We start from the raw sequence: 14,782 nt of genomic DNA, 5'->3' as shown, positions 1-14,782 counted from the left end.
TCCCACAGGTACACCACCGCCCTCAAGGCCTGCGTTGTACCTGTGGGAGCTGGCTTGCCGACGATAGGGCCGGAACGGGCAACACAAGGCAAATTTTTTTGACCCGCAAGTCCGGTTCCACCGCCCGGCAGCCGTGGCGTAGAGCGGGTGCCGAAACCCTTCGAATTAGGCTAGAATGCACGGCCTCTAAGCACACCCCTTCCTGAGGCTGTCCCGACGATGTTGATCCTGCGCGGCGCTCCTGCCCTTTCTGCCTTTCGCCACGGTAAATTACTCGAGCAACTGAGCCAGAAAGTCCCCGCTGTTACTGGTTTGTATGCCGAATTCGCCCACTTCGCCGATGTTGACGGCGAGCTGACCGCCGACCAGCAGCAGGTGCTGGGCCGTCTGCTCAAATACGGCCCAAGCGTGCCGGTACAGGAGCCGACCGGCCGCCTGTTCCTGGTCGTGCCGCGGCTGGGCACCATTTCGCCATGGGCCAGCAAGGCCAGCGACATCGCCCACAACTGCGGCCTGCAGTCGATCCAGCGCCTGGAGCGCGGCATCGCCTACTACGTTGCCGGCACCCTGAGCGACGCTGACGCCGAGCTGATCGCCGCCGAACTGCACGACCGCATGACCCAGCGCGTGCTCGGCCAGCTGGAACAGGCAGCCGACCTGTTCAGCCATGCCCAGCCCAAGCCGATGACCTCGGTAGACATCCTGGCCGGCGGCCGTGACGCCCTGGCCAAGGCCAACATCGACCTGGGCCTGGCCCTGGCCGAAGACGAGATCGACTACCTGGTCAACGCTTTCCAGGGCCTCAAGCGCAACCCGAACGACATCGAACTGATGATGTTCGCCCAGGCCAACTCCGAGCACTGCCGCCACAAGATCTTCAACGCCAGTTGGGACATCGACGGCCAGGCTCAGGAAAAGAGCCTGTTCGGCATGATCAAGAACACCTACCAGATGCACAACGAAGGTGTGCTGTCTGCGTACAAGGACAACGCCTCGGTAATCGTCGGCAACGTTGCCGGCCGTTTCTTCCCGAACCCTGAAACCCGCCAGTACGGCGCGGTGCAGGAGCCGGTGCACATCCTGATGAAGGTGGAAACGCACAACCACCCGACCGCCATCGCCCCGTTCTCCGGCGCCTCCACCGGCTCCGGCGGCGAAATCCGCGACGAAGGTGCTACCGGCCGTGGCGCCAAGCCCAAGGCTGGCCTGACCGGCTTCACCGTGTCCAACCTGCGTATCCCTGGCTTCGAACAGCCATGGGAGCAGGCCTACGGCAAGCCAGAGCGCATCGTCGACGCCCTCGACATCATGATCGAAGGCCCGCTGGGCGGCGCCGCGTTCAACAACGAATTCGGTCGCCCGGCCCTGACCGGTTACTTCCGTACCTTCGAGCAGGCCATCAACACCCCGCATGGCGAAGAAGTACGCGGCTACCACAAGCCGATCATGCTTGCCGGCGGCATGGGCAACATCCGTGAAGACCACGTGCAGAAGGGCGAAATCACCGTCGGCGCCAAGCTGATCGTGCTCGGCGGCCCGGCCATGCTGATCGGCCTGGGTGGCGGCGCCGCTTCGTCGGTAGCCACCGGTGCCAGCTCCGCAGACCTGGACTTCGCTTCGGTACAGCGCGAAAACCCGGAAATGGAGCGCCGTTGCCAGGAGGTCATCGACCGTTGCTGGCAGCTGGGCGACGCCAACCCGATCGCCTTCATCCACGACGTCGGCGCCGGTGGTATCTCCAACGCCTTCCCTGAACTGGTCAACGACGGTGGCCGTGGTGGCCGCTTCGAGCTGCGCAACGTGCCCAACGACGAGCCGGGCATGGCCCCGCACGAAATCTGGAGCAACGAATCGCAGGAACGTTACGTGCTGGCCGTCAGCGCCGTCGACTTCGAGCGCTTCCAGGCCATCTGCGAGCGCGAGCGCTGCCCGTTCGCCGTGGTGGGTGAGGCAACCGAAGAGAAACACCTGACCGTAAGCGACAGCCACTTCGACAACACCCCGGTGGACATGCCACTGGACGTGCTGCTGGGCAAACCGCCACGCATGCACCGTTCGGTGACCCGCGAAGCCGAGCTGGGCGATGACTTCGACCCGAGCCAGCTGGACCTGGACAACGCCGTGCAGCGCGTGCTGAACCACCCGGCGGTGGCCAGCAAGAGCTTCCTGATCACCATCGGCGACCGCACCATCACCGGCCTGGTTGCCCGCGACCAGATGGTCGGCCCGTGGCAGGTCCCGGTAGCCGACTGCGCCGTTACCGCCACCAGCTTCGACGTCTACACCGGTGAAGCCATGGCCATGGGCGAGCGTACCCCGCTGGCACTGCTGGATGCCCCGGCGTCCGGCCGTATGGCCATCGGCGAAACCCTGACCAACCTGGCGGCTGCGCGCATCGAGAAACTGTCCGACATCAAACTGTCGGCCAACTGGATGTCCGCTGCCGGCCACCCGGGTGAAGACGCGCGCCTGTACGACACCGTCAAGGCTGTCGGCATGGAGCTGTGCCCGGAGCTGGGTATTACCATTCCGGTCGGCAAAGACTCGATGTCGATGAAGACCAAGTGGAGCGACGAGGGCGTCGAGAAGAGCGTTACCTCGCCAATGTCGCTGATCATCACCGGCTTTGCCCCGGTCACCGACATTCGCCAGACCCTCACCCCGCAACTGCGCATGGACAAGGGCGAGACCGACCTGATCCTGATCGACCTGGGCCGCGGCAAGAACCGCATGGGCGCCTCGATCCTGGCGCAGACCTACGGCAAGATCGCTGCCCAGGCACCGGACGTCGACGATGCTGAAGACCTCAAGGCCTTCTTCGCCGTGATCCAGGGCCTGAACGCCGACGGCCACCTGCTGGCCTACCACGACCGCTCCGACGGCGGCCTGGTCACCACCGTGCTGGAAATGGCCTTCGCCGGCCACTGCGGCCTCGACCTGCACCTCGACCCGCTGACCGACAGCAAGGGCGACGTGCCGGCCATCCTGTTCAACGAAGAGCTGGGTGCCGTCATCCAGGTTCGCCAGGATGCCACCCCGGACGTGCTGGCACAGTTCAGCGCTGCTGGCCTGGGTGAAGGTTGCGTCGCGGTGATCGGCAAACCGGTCAACAACGGTGAAGTGTCCATCAGCCTGAACGGCGAAGTGCTGTTCGACGACGACCGCCGCATGCTGCAGCGCCAGTGGGCCGAGACCAGCTACCAGATCCAGCGCCTGCGCGACAACGCCGACTGCGCCGATCAGGAATTCGACCTGCTGCTCGAGGAAGACAACCCGGGCCTGTCGGTGAAACTGGGCTTCGACGTCAACGACGACATCGCCGCGCCTTACATCAAGAAGGGCGTGCGCCCGCAAGTGGCCATCCTGCGCGAGCAGGGCGTCAACGGCCAGGTCGAGATGGCTGCCGCCTTCGACCGCGCCGGCTTCGCCGCCATCGACGTGCACATGAGCGACATCCTCGCTGGCCGTGTCGACTTCGAAGCCTTCAAGGGCCTGGTCGCCTGCGGTGGTTTCTCCTACGGTGACGTGCTGGGTGCTGGTGAAGGCTGGGCCAAGTCGGCACTGTTCAACAGCCGCGCCCGCGATGCCTTCCAGGCCTTCTTCGAGCGTACCGACAGCTTCGCCCTGGGCGTGTGCAACGGTTGCCAGATGATGTCCAACCTGCACGAGCTGATCCCGGGCACCGAGCACTGGCCGCACTTTGTGCGTAACCGCTCGGAGCAGTTCGAGGCGCGCGTGGCCATGGTCGAAGTGCAGAAGTCCAACTCGATCTTCCTGCAGGGTATGGCCGGTTCGCGTATGCCAATCGCCATTGCCCACGGTGAAGGCCATGCCGAGTTCGCCAGCGAAGAAGCACTGTTGGCGGCCGACCTGTCCGGTTGCGTGGCCCTGCGCTACGTCGACAACCACGGCAAGGTCACCGAAGCCTACCCGGCCAACCCGAACGGCTCGCCGCGTGGTATCACCGGCCTGACCAGCCGCGACGGCCGCGTGACCATCATGATGCCGCACCCGGAGCGTATGTTCCGCGCCGTGCAGAACTCGTGGCGCCCGGATGAGTGGCAGGAAGATGCCGCGCTGATGCGTATGTTCCGCAACGCACGGGTGTGGGTGAACTAAGGCGTGTACAAGCTCGCCTTCTTCGCCCCCGCCAGCCACGTTGAAGTGGTCAAGGCCGCTGTGTTCGCCGCAGGTGGCGGGCGTATCGGTGACTATGACCACTGCGCCTGGCAAACCCTGGGCCAGGGCCAGTTCCGCCCGTTGGACGGCAGCCAGCCGTTCCTCGGGCAAGCGGGCCAGGTCGAGGTAGTGGAGGAGTGGAAGGTGGAGCTGGTGGTGGCTGACGAGCTGATTGTTCAGGTCGTCGCTGCGCTCAAGCATAGCCACCCGTACGAGACGCCAGCCTACGAGGTCTGGCGGCTCGCCGAGTTCTAGACCGCATCAAGGCCATTCGCGGCGGTTCGACGCCTCGATGAACCCGCTCCCACAGGTATTTCACAGGTCCTGAACCTTGTGATATCCCTGTGGGAGCGGGTTTACCCGCGAAGGGGCCCTACATCCAGCCACAATCTCCTTGCCTGGCTCAGACCGCTTGAGCAACCCACAAGCCAGCAACCCCACCTCGAACAGCACCCACATCGGCACCGCCAGCATCGTCTGTGAAAACACATCCGGCGGCGTCAATATCATCCCCACCACAAAGCACCCGACGATCACGTAGGGCCTGCTGCGCCGCAACGTGGCCACATCGGCCAACCCCACCCAAACCACGATGAACGTCGCCACCGGGATCTCGAACGCCAGCCCGAACGCCAAAAACAGCGCCAGGATGAAGTCCAGGTACTGGCTGATGTCGGTCATCATCGCCACGCCCTCCGGCGTCACACTGGCAAAAAAGCCGAACATCATCGGGAACACCAGGAAGAACGCGAAGGCCATGCCGGCATAGAACAGCACAATGCTCGACACCAGCAGCGGCAGGGCAATGCGCCGCTCACGGCGGTACAGCCCCGGCGCCAGAAAGCCCCACGCCTGGTGCAGCAACAGCGGCATGGCGACGAACAGCGCGCACATCGCGGTCAGCTTGAACGGCGTCAGGAACGGCGAAGTGACGCTGGTGGCGATCATGCTCGCGCCTTCCGGCAGAAAGCGCCGAAGTGGTTCGGAAACAAGCGTGTACAGCGTCTGGGCGAAAGGGAACAGGCCGGCGAATACCACTGCCACCAGCGCCAGGCAACGCACCAGGCGCTTGCGCAGGTCACGCAGGTGTTCGATCAGCGGCATGCGCGCAGCCGGGTCCATGGCAATACTCATGAGGCGTTTTCCTTGGGCAGCGCGACCGTGGCCGCATCATTGGCCGGCTCCGCATTCAGGCTGATGCCCTGGCGGATCTCCTGTTCCAGGCGCTGCAACGGCGCGCTGTCGAGGTTAGGCGACTCGATCTCGCGCTCCACCTGCGTGCGCAGGGTGTGCATGGCCCGGCGTGCCTGGCCCAGGCCGCGCCCGAGGGTGCGTGCCGCAAGCGGCAGGCGCTCTGGCCCCAGCACCAGCAACGCGACGATGCCGACCAGCAGCAACTCGCTGAAGCCTACCTCGAACATCAGGCCTGACGGTCCGCTTGTGGCTGTTGCGTAGCCTGGCCGGTCAGCGGTGCCTGTTGCTGCACCTGCGCCTGGCTGGGGGCGTTGGCGTCATTGTCGCCACCCATGGATTTGCGAAAGCCCTGGATTGCCTCGCCCACATCGCTACCCAGGCCCTTGAGGCGTTTGGTACCAAACAGCAGGAACACGATCATCAGTACGATCACCAGTTGCCAGATTCCAATGCCACCCATTGCGACCACTCCTGTAAGGTCATGAAAAGGAAGGGCAATCCTGCCTCGCCCAGATGACGTACACATGACGAACGGGCATTGCCATCTACCTGCAACACGCCGCGTGTTGACTGGCGTTTTTATTCCGCGAGCGAGGCACGGATGGCTGGCAGGCAACAGCAAGGCGCGGCCCTGCTGATGGTGATGGTGGTACTGGCGATGCTGGCGGCAGGCATGGCCTGGCTGGTGGAAGATGGCCGGCGCCAGGTTGATGAGGTGCGTCTGTTGCAGCAGCGGGTGCAGGCGCGGGCGATGGAACAGGCCGGCCTGGCCTATGCCGAGCAAGCCCTGCGTGACCCTGCCTGGCGGCTTAGCCCGCTGTTCTGGCAAGCCTTGCGCGGGCAGCCATTGAACTACGACTTTGGCGCCGGCCAGGCGCAGTTGCGGGTACGCGACCAGCACACCTGCTTTAACGTCAATGCGCTGCTTGGTGCCGATGGCGAACGCGCCGAGCACCAGTTGCGCTACCTGTTGGGCGACGACATGGCTGCCGAACGCCTGGTCGATACCCTGGCCGACTGGCTCGACGCCGACAGCGATGCCCGCTTGCAGGGCGCCGAGAGCGCCCAGTACCTGCGCCAGCAACCACCACGCCTGGCGGCCAACCAGCCGATGCTCGACACCAGCGAGCTGAACCTGCTGCTGGAGCAGGATGCTGGCCGCCAGGCACGTTACCCGATGCTGTGCGCATTGCCACAGACCACTGGCTGGCGGCTGAACGCCAATGCCCTGGGGCTGGAGCATCTGCCGCTGCTGGAGGCGCTGTACGAAGGGCGTTACCCGCGTTCGTTGCTCAGCCGCATCATCAGTGGCCGGCCTGCGTCGGGGTACGTGGATGCGGCCTCACTGCGGCAGGCGCTGGGGGCGGTGGATGACGAGACCTTCGAGCGATTGAGTGAAGGTTTGCTGCTCAACAGCGGGCATTTTCTGTTGCAGCTGTCGTTTGCGCAGGAGGGGCGGGTGATACGCAGCGAGTATCAGTTGGAGGCACTGGGGGTGGTGCAATGGCATGCCCGGGTGCCGGCTCAGCAAGTGCGGGTCAGGAGCCGGGAGCCGGTGGCCTGGTAAAGTTCACTGGCCTCTTCGCGGGTGAACCCGCTCCCACAGGGATCGCACCATTTCAGAAGTTTGTGCAGTACCTGTGGGAGCGGGTTTACCCGCGAAGAGGCCAGTACATCCGACACAAGGTTTGAGACAGCCGGGGCTGCTTTGCAGCCCAATCGCGACACAAGGCCGCTCCCACAGAGGCCGCGCTACCTGCAGGTATTGCGCTGTCTCTGTGGGAGCGGCCTTGCGTCGCGATGGGCCGCAAAGCGGCCCCCGTGCGCCGGTCTATCAGGCGGTCCCGATCTCCCCACCATCATCGCGCTGAATCACCACCGTCGAAGCTCGCGGCCGTACCGTGGCCCCCGCCGGGGTAGCATCGGTAGCCTTGTCGGTATACGGCCAGTTCCCCGGGTGCTGGATGTTGACGAACAGCGTCTTGTTATCCGGGGTAAAGGCAATCCCGGTCACTTCGCACTCATTCGGGCCAACGAAGAAGCGTCGCAGGTCTACCTGGTTCTGTGCATTCACGGGCACTTGCTTGCCGCTGGCATCCACCAGGTCGGTAGGGATTACCGCCAGCAACTGGTCGTTGGTGTAGTCGGTCAAGGTGGTCTCGCCGTTGTCGGTCTCGAACCACAGCACGCCACGGCTATCGAAGCTCATGCCGTCAGGGCTGGCGAACTGGTTCAGTTCGGTCAGACCGGAGCGGTTGATATCGGCAGTGCCGGCAGCGTTGGCGCCAAACACGAAGATGTCCCAGGTGAAGCTCAGCTGGTCGTCGCTGTCGTGCCAGCGAATGATGTGGCCATGGCGGTTCGGGCCGCGCGGGTTGGCGGCATCGACCTTTTCCGGGGTACGCGCACTGTTGTTGGTCAGGGTCAGGTACACGTCACCGTTCAGCGGGTTGACCGTGGTCCATTCCGGGCGGTCCATCGGCGTGGCGCCCACGGCATCGCCAGCACCGCGGGTGTTGAGGATGATGCCCGGCAGGTCGCCGTACAGCGCACCCAGGGTGCTGCCACCCGTGGTGGCGGTGGCCACGTCCAGCAGCAGCCATACGCCAGTGCCGTCGGCATTGAAGCGAGCCACGTAGAGCTTGCCTTGGTCCAGGTACTTGGAGCCGGTGGCCAGGCGGTCGGCCGGGGTGGCGTCGGCAGCGTCCCACACGGCGGTGGACACCCACTTGTACAGGTACTCGTTGTTCGAGTCGTCACCCATGTACCACACCAGCGGCTTGCCTGGCACTGGCAGGCCAGGGGCGCAGCCTTCGTGGCGGAAGCGGCCCAGTGCGGTGCGCTTGGTGGCCAGGGTGCTGCTGTTGTACGGGTCAATCTCGACGATGTAGCCGTAGGTGCTGGCTTCGTTGCGGTAGTCGTCGGTGGCACTGGCGCCTTTGACGGTGACGTCGAAACGGGCGAATTCATCGGCCACTTCGGTGCTGTCACCTGCAGCGCTTTCCCACTTGTACTGGCCGCTGGAGGTGCCCACGCCAATGCGGCGCTGGTCTTCGGGGCGGGTGCCCTTGTTGACGAAGATGCCTGGCCAGTTCTCTTCGCAGGTCAGGTAAGTGCCCCACGGGGTGTAGCCGTTGCCGCAGTTGTTGTTGGTGCCACGGCAATGGGTGCCGTCGCTGGAGTACTTGGTCTTGACGTGGTCGGTGCCACGCAGTGGGCCAGTGATTTCCATGCGCGAGGCGGTGGTGAAGCGGCGGTTCAGCGGGTCGTTGTCGACTACCTGCCAGCGGCCGTTGATTTTTTGCAAGCGCACCACGCCGGCACCGTGGGCGTTGATTTCCTTGCGTACTTCTTCGACCGGGCGCTTGCCGTTGACGTCAGTGGTCGGGCCGGCCGGGTGCAGGGCGGCGGTGTCGATGTATTCGAAGTTGATCGCCAGCAGGCCGTCTTCCGAGCTGCCGTTGATGGGGAAGAAGTGCATGCCGTCATGGTGCATGCCCATGGCGTTGGCCTGGTCGGTCGAGGTGTTGCTGCCGTCGGATTTCCACGGGTTACCGTTGCTGTTCAGCGGCGTACCCCAAGGCGCCAGCACATAGGCGCTGTAGCCGGCGGCCACCACGCAGGCGTCGGTGCGCGAGCCCGGGATGGACTGGAAGCCCAGCGCCAGTTTCGGCACTTCCGGCTCGGTAACTGGCGGCTCGGTCACCGGCGGCTGGGTGACCGGATCATCGTGATCGGAACCACCACCGTCGAAGCAGCCTGTCAGGCCGGTACCGGCAATCATGGCGATGGCGGCGCCCAGGCTGCCGCGCATCACGCTGCGGCGGCTCAGGTAGGCGTCCATGACATTGGCCATCGGCAAGTTGCCGCTTTGGTTCCGGTCCAGGTTGTCGCCGGTATCTCGACTCATCAGGGTGTCCTTATGTTGGCTGAGTTAGAGGAAACCGCGACTTTAAGGCGCAAGTATGATGATTCATTGGCAGAAATGTTAACGAGGTTTTAAAACTGCCGGTTCTTAGAGTTGTGCTCTACAGATCAATTTGGAATTTCTGTCGGATTTTTGCCATCAAACTGTAATGCCAACGCCGCAACATCCGGGGCCCTGAATGAGCATGGATAAGGACGGCGGGTTCGATGGCAAGCAGTGTGCACAGGCGCGAAGTGATCGGCTGGATGGGTGTCGGGGCCCTGGCACCGCTGCTCGGTGCCTGCTCCGCCTTCCCTGGGCAGCAGGGCGGCAATGCCAGCCTCGACCTGCTCTACGTGGCCGATACCCTCGATGCCCGCCAGCCCGGCCTGGCTGTGGTGCCAGCGACTCGCCTGGGGCCGGTCAGCCACCTGGGCCGCGCACCGTGGATGACTGGCGCCAGCGCCAGTGTTGCCTACCCGCAATTGGCACCATTGCTCGATGCCAGCCAGGCTGCATCAGCCCAACTGGGTGGTTATGCGGTGCTGGCGGCGTTGCTTGAGCAATTGCGCGGCGAAGCCGGGGCGGGTAACAGCCTGACCCTGGAAAACGGCCAAGGCTGGAACGGCAGTGGCCTGGCCTACCTGACCCAAGGCGAAAGCGGCGTGCAAGGCAGCCAGCTACTGGGTAGCGAAGCAAGGGTCAGCAGCGACGAGCGCGTACTGTGGCCAAAACGCAGTCTGGCGCTTTATCGCCAGGCTCCCTCTATTACCCTGGGCGCCGGGCTGGCGGACGAACAACGTCAGGCGTTGGGCCTGGAAGCCTTGCACATCTTCGAACGTGGCGGCGCACGTATTGCCGTGGTCGGCGTAACCGACCCCTACGCCCAGGACCAGAAAGCCTCCCTCAAACAGTGGTACCAGTCGCTGCAACCGGTGTTCGAACAGGCTCGGCGTGAGGCCGACCTGGTGGTGGCCATGGCCGATGTCGGCACCGGCCCAGGCCTGTGGCTGGCCGAAAGGCTGCCGCAGCTCGACGTGCTGCTGTGCGCCCGTGGCCAGGACCTGTGGCCAGCGCCGGTCGAGGTAAGCCAGGCCAGCGGCCGCCGCGTGCCGGTGTTGTTCGCCGGTTGCCGAGGCAGCGGTGCCTTCCGCCTGCGTTGCCAGCGGGTGGCCGGGTTGTGGCAGTTCGACGGGCGTTTTTTCCCGGCCTTTGAACAACAGCTGGCACCTGCCGCGCAGTTGCGTGTCGGGCCATTGCAGGCAGAGCTGCGCCAGCAGCGCGCTGGCCACGCGGCCTGGCTCGACCAACCGCTGGCCCGCGCGCCACAAGCACTGTGGCGCCGCGATACCCGTGGCGGTAGTTGGGACCGCCTGCTGCATCAGGCCCTGGCCGACGACAGCAGCATGCCCGTGCTGCTGCCGGGCCTGCGCTATGACTACCCGCTGCCTGCGGGGGCCCCCATCACCCGCGAACACCTGATCAGCCTTACCGGTGGTTACCCGGCGCCGGTGGTCGAAGCGCCGGCCCGGCAGGTGGAGCAAGTGCTGGAGAACGCCGCAGAGCAACTGTTCGGCGACCCGCTGCTGCTGGACAACAGCCAGGACCTGCCGCGCTGGCAGGACCAGGCCTGGCATGTCAGCTACAGCCCGCAAGGCAAGCGCATCACCGGCCTGGAACCGGTGCAGGGCCTGTGCCGCACCTTTGGCCTGCAATTCGAAAGCCAGGCCGGCGAGCCACTGTGGCAGCGGGTCGAAGCCTGGCTCGCCCGCCAAGGGGCTGCTTGGCAACTGGCGTCGCTGCAACTGCCCGAAGTGCGTTACGTGCAGGGGCATCCAGGCTGGCACCCTCGGCAGTTGGCCTCGTGACGTTCGCCTCGCGCCTGTTCACTGGCGCTGGCCTGACCCTGGCCGGCTGGCTGGCAGCCCAGTGCGTGCTGCAACTGGGCCGCCAGCCGCAACCGGCGATGGCGCCGGCGGCGGTCGACAGCCCGCTGCCTGGGCTGATGGCTGGCCACTGGCAAGCACCGGTCGACGATGGCGCGATTGCCATCACCCGTCTGCCGCTGCACTACCTCGGCGGCCTCAAGGCCCAGCCGCTGACCGCCAGTGTGGTGGTGCTGCGCTATGGCGAGCAGGTGCGCACCCTGGCCCGCGGCCAGCGCCTGGCGCCGGGGATCGTGCTGCAGGACATCGACAGTGATGGCCTGATTTTCAACAACCAGGGGCGGCGTGAGCGCTTGCCCTGGCCGCCACGCCCCGCCGTGACCGGCTTAAAGCGGCAAGGATGAACGATGCCTGTTAGATACTGCGTGGCGGCTGCGTTGAGCCTGGCCTTGTCCATGGCCTGCGCTGAAGAGCCGGTGTTCGATGACAACGGTACGCCGATGTACGAGGTGAACTTCGTCGACACCGAACTGGGCGAATTCATCGACAGTGTGTCACGCATCACCGGCACCACCTTCATCGTCGACCCGCGAGTCAAGGGCAAGGTCACCGTGCGCACTGTCGACCTGCACGACGCCGATGCCATCTACGACATCTTCCTGGCGCAGCTGCGCGCTCAGGGCTATGCCGCCGTCGACCTGCCCAACGGCAGCGTGAAGATCGTCCCCGACCAGGCCGCACGGCTGGAGCCGGTGCCGGTGGAAACGGCTGGCCAGCAGGGCGAGGGCAGCGACAGTGTGGCAACCCGGGTATTCAACGTGCGCAATGCTGCCAGCGAGCAGGTGCTGGGCATACTCAAGCCACTGATCGACCCGCGTGTCGGCGTAATCACGCCCTATCCAGCAGCGCACCAACTGGTCGTCACGGACTGGCGCAGCAACCTTGAGCGTATTGCCAGTCTGCTGCGTCAGTTGGACCGTCCTAGTGAAGCTGCTGGCAGCAGTACCCAAGTCATTTATTTACGCCATGCCAATGCTGGCGAAGTGGTGAAAGTGCTGCGTGGTCTCAGCCAAGAAGGCGCGGTGCCGAGCGAAGGCGTGACCAACGCGGAGGCTGAAGGGCAGGGTAAGGACCAGCCGCTGCCGCTCGCCAGTGACTCGGGCATCCGCCTGGAATACGAAGAAGGCACCAACGCCGTGGTCATGGTCGGCCCCGATAGCGAGCTGGCTGCCTACCGCGCCATTGTCGAGCAGCTGGATATTCGCCGTGCCCAGGTAGTGGTCGAGGCGATCATCGCCGAGGTGTCCGACAGCAGTGCCCAGGAGCTGGGCGTGCAATGGCTGTTCGCCGACGAAAAGTTTGGTGCCGGCATCGTCAACTTCGGCAGCAATGGGGTGAACATCGCCAACATCGCCGGGGCCGCTGCCAGTGGTGACAACGAGGCCTTGGGCAAGCTGCTGTCCACCACCAGTGGCGCCACGGCGGGCATCGGCCATTTCGGCGGTGGCTTCAACTTCGCCATGCTGGTCAACGCATTGAAGGGCAAAAGCGGCTTCAACCTGCTGTCTACGCCCACCCTGCTGACCCTGGACAACGCCGAGGCGTCGATCCTGGTCGGCCAGGAAGTACCCTTCGTCACCGGCTCGGTAACGCAGAACAACGCCAACCCGTACCAGACCATCGAGCGCAAGGAAGTCGGGGTGAAGCTGCGCATCAAGCCGCAGATCAACATCGACAACAGCGTGCGCCTGGACATCGTCCAGGAGGTGTCGTCGATCGCCGACTCCCGCGCCGCCAGCGACGTGATCACCAACAAGCGCGAGATCAAGACCAAGGTCATGGTCGAGGACAACGGCCTGGTGATCCTGGGGGGCTTGATCAGCGACGAACTGAGCACCAGCGACCAGCGCGTGCCGTTGCTTGGTGATATCCCTTACCTGGGCCGGCTGTTCCGCTCCGATGCCACCAAGAACACCAAGCAGAACCTGATGGTGTTCATCCGCCCGCGCATCCTGCGCGACGGGCCGAGCCTGGCCGGGCTCAGCGAAGACAAGTACCGCACCTTGCAACAGACCACGCCGCTGCAACTGCCGGACCTGGCAGAAGGTACTCCGCTGTTGCAGGTATTCCCCTCCAGCCGTGCACGCCTGGAAGGCGGTAACTGGTGATGCTGCCGTATCGCCAGGCACGCCAGAGCGGGGTGGCCATGGCCCCGGCGGAGCAGGGCTGGCAGCTATGGCTGCGGGCCGACGCCGACAGCGCCCAGTTGCAGGAGCTACTGCGCGTGCATGGCCAGCCGAGCGCGCTGGAATACCTGGAGCCTGCGCTGTTCGACGAACGCCTCGGCCAGCTGTACCAGGCCGGTGATGCCGCCACCGAAGCGTTGATCGAAGGCATTGGCGACCAGGTCGACCTGGACAGCCTGATGAGCGAGATGCCGCGCATCGAAGACCTGCTGGAAAGTGACGACGAAGCTCCGGTAATCCGCCTGATCAATGGCCTGTTCGGCCAGGCCTTGCGCCTGCGTGCCTCGGACATCCATATCGAAACCTTCGAGCAGAGCCTGGTGGTGCGCCTGCGGGTCGATGGCCACCTGCGCGAAGTACTGCGCCCGCCGCGGGCGCTGTCGGCCATGCTGGTGTCGCGGATCAAGGTCATGGCCCGCCTGGATATCGCCGAAAAGCGTCAACCGCAGGACGGGCGCATCACTTTGCGCGCGGCCGGGCGCGAAGTGGATGTGCGGGTTTCGACCTTGCCCGGCATCCATGGCGAACGGGTGGTCATGCGCGTGCTCGACAAGCAGGCCAGCCTGCTGGCGCTGGCTAACCTGGGCATGCCGGCGGCGGTGTTGCAGGGCTTGCGCAGTTGCCTGGCGCGGCCTAATGGCATCGTGCTGTCTACCGGCCCGACCGGTTCCGGCAAGACCACCACCCTGTACGCCAGCCTCAACAGCCTCAACGACGGCAGCCGCAACATCCTCACCGTCGAGGACCCGGTGGAATACGCCATTGCCGGCATCGGCCAGACCGCCATCAACCCGCGCGCCGGGCTGACCTTCGCCAGCGGCCTGCGCGCCATCCTGCGCCAGGACCCGGATGTGATCATGCTCGGCGAAATCCGCGACCAGGAAACCGCGCAGATCGCCGTGCAGGCCAGCCTAACCGGCCACCTGGTGCTGTCCACCCTGCACACCAACAGCGCGGTGGGTGCGGTAACCCGCCTGCGCGACATGGGTATCGAACCGTTCCTGATCGCGTCCTGCCTGCGTGGCGTACTGGCCCAGCGCCTGGTGCGACGCTTGTGCAGCTGCGCCGTGTCGCACCCATTGCAACCCGCCGAGCGTGAATTGTGGCCCGAGCTGGCGGCGCTGGGCAGCAGTTACCATGCGGTCGGTTGCGAGCAGTGCCAGGGCAGCGGTTTCATCGGGCGGTTGGGCCTGTACGAGTTCATCGAGCTGGACGCCGGGCTGATCGGCCTGCTGTACGACGGCGCCAGTGAGCTGGCCATGCAGGACTACCTGGCCGAGCGCCGGCAGAGTCTGGTGGCGATGGCCAGCGATTGCCTGGCCCGTGGCGAGACCAGCCTGGCCGAAGTATTGCGCGTGGTGCAGGGCTGA

General features: G+C 65.0%; 11 protein-coding genes. 7 read left to right on the top strand and 4 right to left on the bottom strand.

The features are described 5' to 3' along the window. The first annotated feature begins 219 nt into the window (after positions 1 to 219). On the top strand, positions 220 to 4,119 hold the full coding sequence (purL, locus tag ABE456_RS16440) for a phosphoribosylformylglycinamidine synthase (RefSeq protein WP_346644858.1): 3,900 nt from the start codon (positions 220 to 222) through the stop codon (positions 4,117 to 4,119). Positions 4,120 to 4,122: 3 nt separating this feature from the next. Further along, a complete protein-coding gene (locus tag ABE456_RS16435; RefSeq protein ID WP_346644857.1) occupies positions 4,123 to 4,434 on the top strand; it encodes an NGG1p interacting factor NIF3 in 312 nt (103 codons plus the stop codon). A 60-nt stretch (positions 4,435 to 4,494) separates the two neighbouring features. On the opposite strand, the gene tatC is transcribed toward ABE456_RS16435, so the two are convergent. From tatC to tatA, 3 genes are read right to left on the bottom strand one after another with little or no spacing between them, the layout of a single operon-like run. Then, positions 4,495 to 5,313, bottom strand: a complete 819-nt coding sequence (tatC, locus tag ABE456_RS16430; protein ID WP_346644856.1) for a twin-arginine translocase subunit TatC — start codon at positions 5,311 to 5,313, stop codon at positions 4,495 to 4,497. Further along, positions 5,310 to 5,600 (bottom strand): Sec-independent protein translocase protein TatB, encoded by a 291-nt coding sequence (gene tatB / locus ABE456_RS16425; protein WP_346644855.1) that lies wholly within the window; start codon positions 5,598 to 5,600, stop codon positions 5,310 to 5,312. Before tatB ends, tatC begins: the two co-directional genes overlap by 4 nt. Beyond that, positions 5,600 to 5,833, bottom strand: coding sequence for a twin-arginine translocase TatA/TatE family subunit (gene tatA, locus ABE456_RS16420; RefSeq protein WP_346644854.1), 234 nt, complete (start codon positions 5,831 to 5,833; stop codon positions 5,600 to 5,602). Before tatA ends, tatB begins: the two co-directional genes overlap by 1 nt. 141 nt (positions 5,834 to 5,974) lie before the next feature. On the opposite strand from tatA, the gene gspK reads away from it, so the two are divergent. Continuing rightward, positions 5,975 to 6,940 carry a type II secretion system minor pseudopilin GspK gene (gene gspK / locus ABE456_RS16415; protein ID WP_346644853.1) on the top strand — a complete coding sequence of 322 codons (966 nt, stop codon included), beginning with the start codon at positions 5,975 to 5,977 and terminating at the stop codon, positions 6,938 to 6,940. A 267-nt stretch (positions 6,941 to 7,207) separates the two neighbouring features. Here the strand turns inward: gspK and ABE456_RS16410 are convergent, their stop codons facing one another. Then, a complete protein-coding gene (locus tag ABE456_RS16410; protein WP_346644852.1) occupies positions 7,208 to 9,283 on the bottom strand; it encodes a PhoX family phosphatase in 2,076 nt (691 codons plus the stop codon). Between the two features lie 224 nt (positions 9,284 to 9,507). On the opposite strand from ABE456_RS16410, the gene ABE456_RS16405 reads away from it, so the two are divergent. The 4 genes from ABE456_RS16405 to ABE456_RS16390 are packed head-to-tail and all read left to right on the top strand — an operon-like array spanning position 9,508 to position 14,782. After that, a complete protein-coding gene (locus ABE456_RS16405; protein ID WP_346644851.1) occupies positions 9,508 to 11,148 on the top strand; it encodes a lipoprotein UxpA in 1,641 nt (546 codons plus the stop codon). Further along, positions 11,145 to 11,570 (top strand): pilus assembly protein PilZ, encoded by a 426-nt coding sequence (locus tag ABE456_RS16400; protein ID WP_346644850.1) that lies wholly within the window; start codon positions 11,145 to 11,147, stop codon positions 11,568 to 11,570. Before ABE456_RS16405 ends, ABE456_RS16400 begins: the two co-directional genes overlap by 4 nt. Before the next feature lie 3 nt (positions 11,571 to 11,573). Then, entirely contained in the window at positions 11,574 to 13,334 is a 1,761-nt protein-coding gene (gspD, locus tag ABE456_RS16395) for a type II secretion system secretin GspD (RefSeq protein ID WP_346644849.1), read from the top strand. Then, the gene (locus ABE456_RS16390) at positions 13,334 to 14,782 is read left to right on the top strand and encodes an ATPase, T2SS/T4P/T4SS family (protein WP_346644848.1); all 1,449 of its coding nucleotides are present in this window, start codon (positions 13,334 to 13,336) and stop codon (positions 14,780 to 14,782) included. The genes gspD and ABE456_RS16390 overlap by 1 nt, the downstream gene beginning before the upstream one ends.

The sequence above is a fragment of the Pseudomonas sp. TWI929 genome, from assembly GCF_039673335.1.
Lineage (GTDB): Bacteria > Pseudomonadota > Gammaproteobacteria > Pseudomonadales > Pseudomonadaceae > Aquipseudomonas.
This window is presented reverse-complemented; position numbering and strand designations above follow the sequence as displayed.

Bases quoted from the DNA above. Each gene is read 5' to 3' on its own strand.
- tatC (WP_346644856.1), bottom strand. From the start codon at position 5,313: ATGAGTATTGCCATGGACCCGGCTGCGCGCATGCCGCTGATCGAACAC.
- ABE456_RS16405 (WP_346644851.1), top strand. From the start codon at position 9,508: ATGGCAAGCAGTGTGCACAGGCGCGAAGTGATCGGCTGGATGGGTGTC.
- ABE456_RS16390 (WP_346644848.1), top strand. From the start codon at position 13,334: ATGCTGCCGTATCGCCAGGCACGCCAGAGCGGGGTGGCCATGGCCCCG.
- gspD (WP_346644849.1), top strand. From the start codon at position 11,574: ATGCCTGTTAGATACTGCGTGGCGGCTGCGTTGAGCCTGGCCTTGTCC.
- gspK (WP_346644853.1), top strand. From the start codon at position 5,975: ATGGCTGGCAGGCAACAGCAAGGCGCGGCCCTGCTGATGGTGATGGTG.
- tatA (WP_346644854.1), bottom strand. From the start codon at position 5,833: ATGGGTGGCATTGGAATCTGGCAACTGGTGATCGTACTGATGATCGTG.
- purL (WP_346644858.1), top strand. From the start codon at position 220: ATGTTGATCCTGCGCGGCGCTCCTGCCCTTTCTGCCTTTCGCCACGGT.
- ABE456_RS16410 (WP_346644852.1), bottom strand. From the start codon at position 9,283: ATGAGTCGAGATACCGGCGACAACCTGGACCGGAACCAAAGCGGCAAC.
- tatB (WP_346644855.1), bottom strand. From the start codon at position 5,600: ATGTTCGAGGTAGGCTTCAGCGAGTTGCTGCTGGTCGGCATCGTCGCG.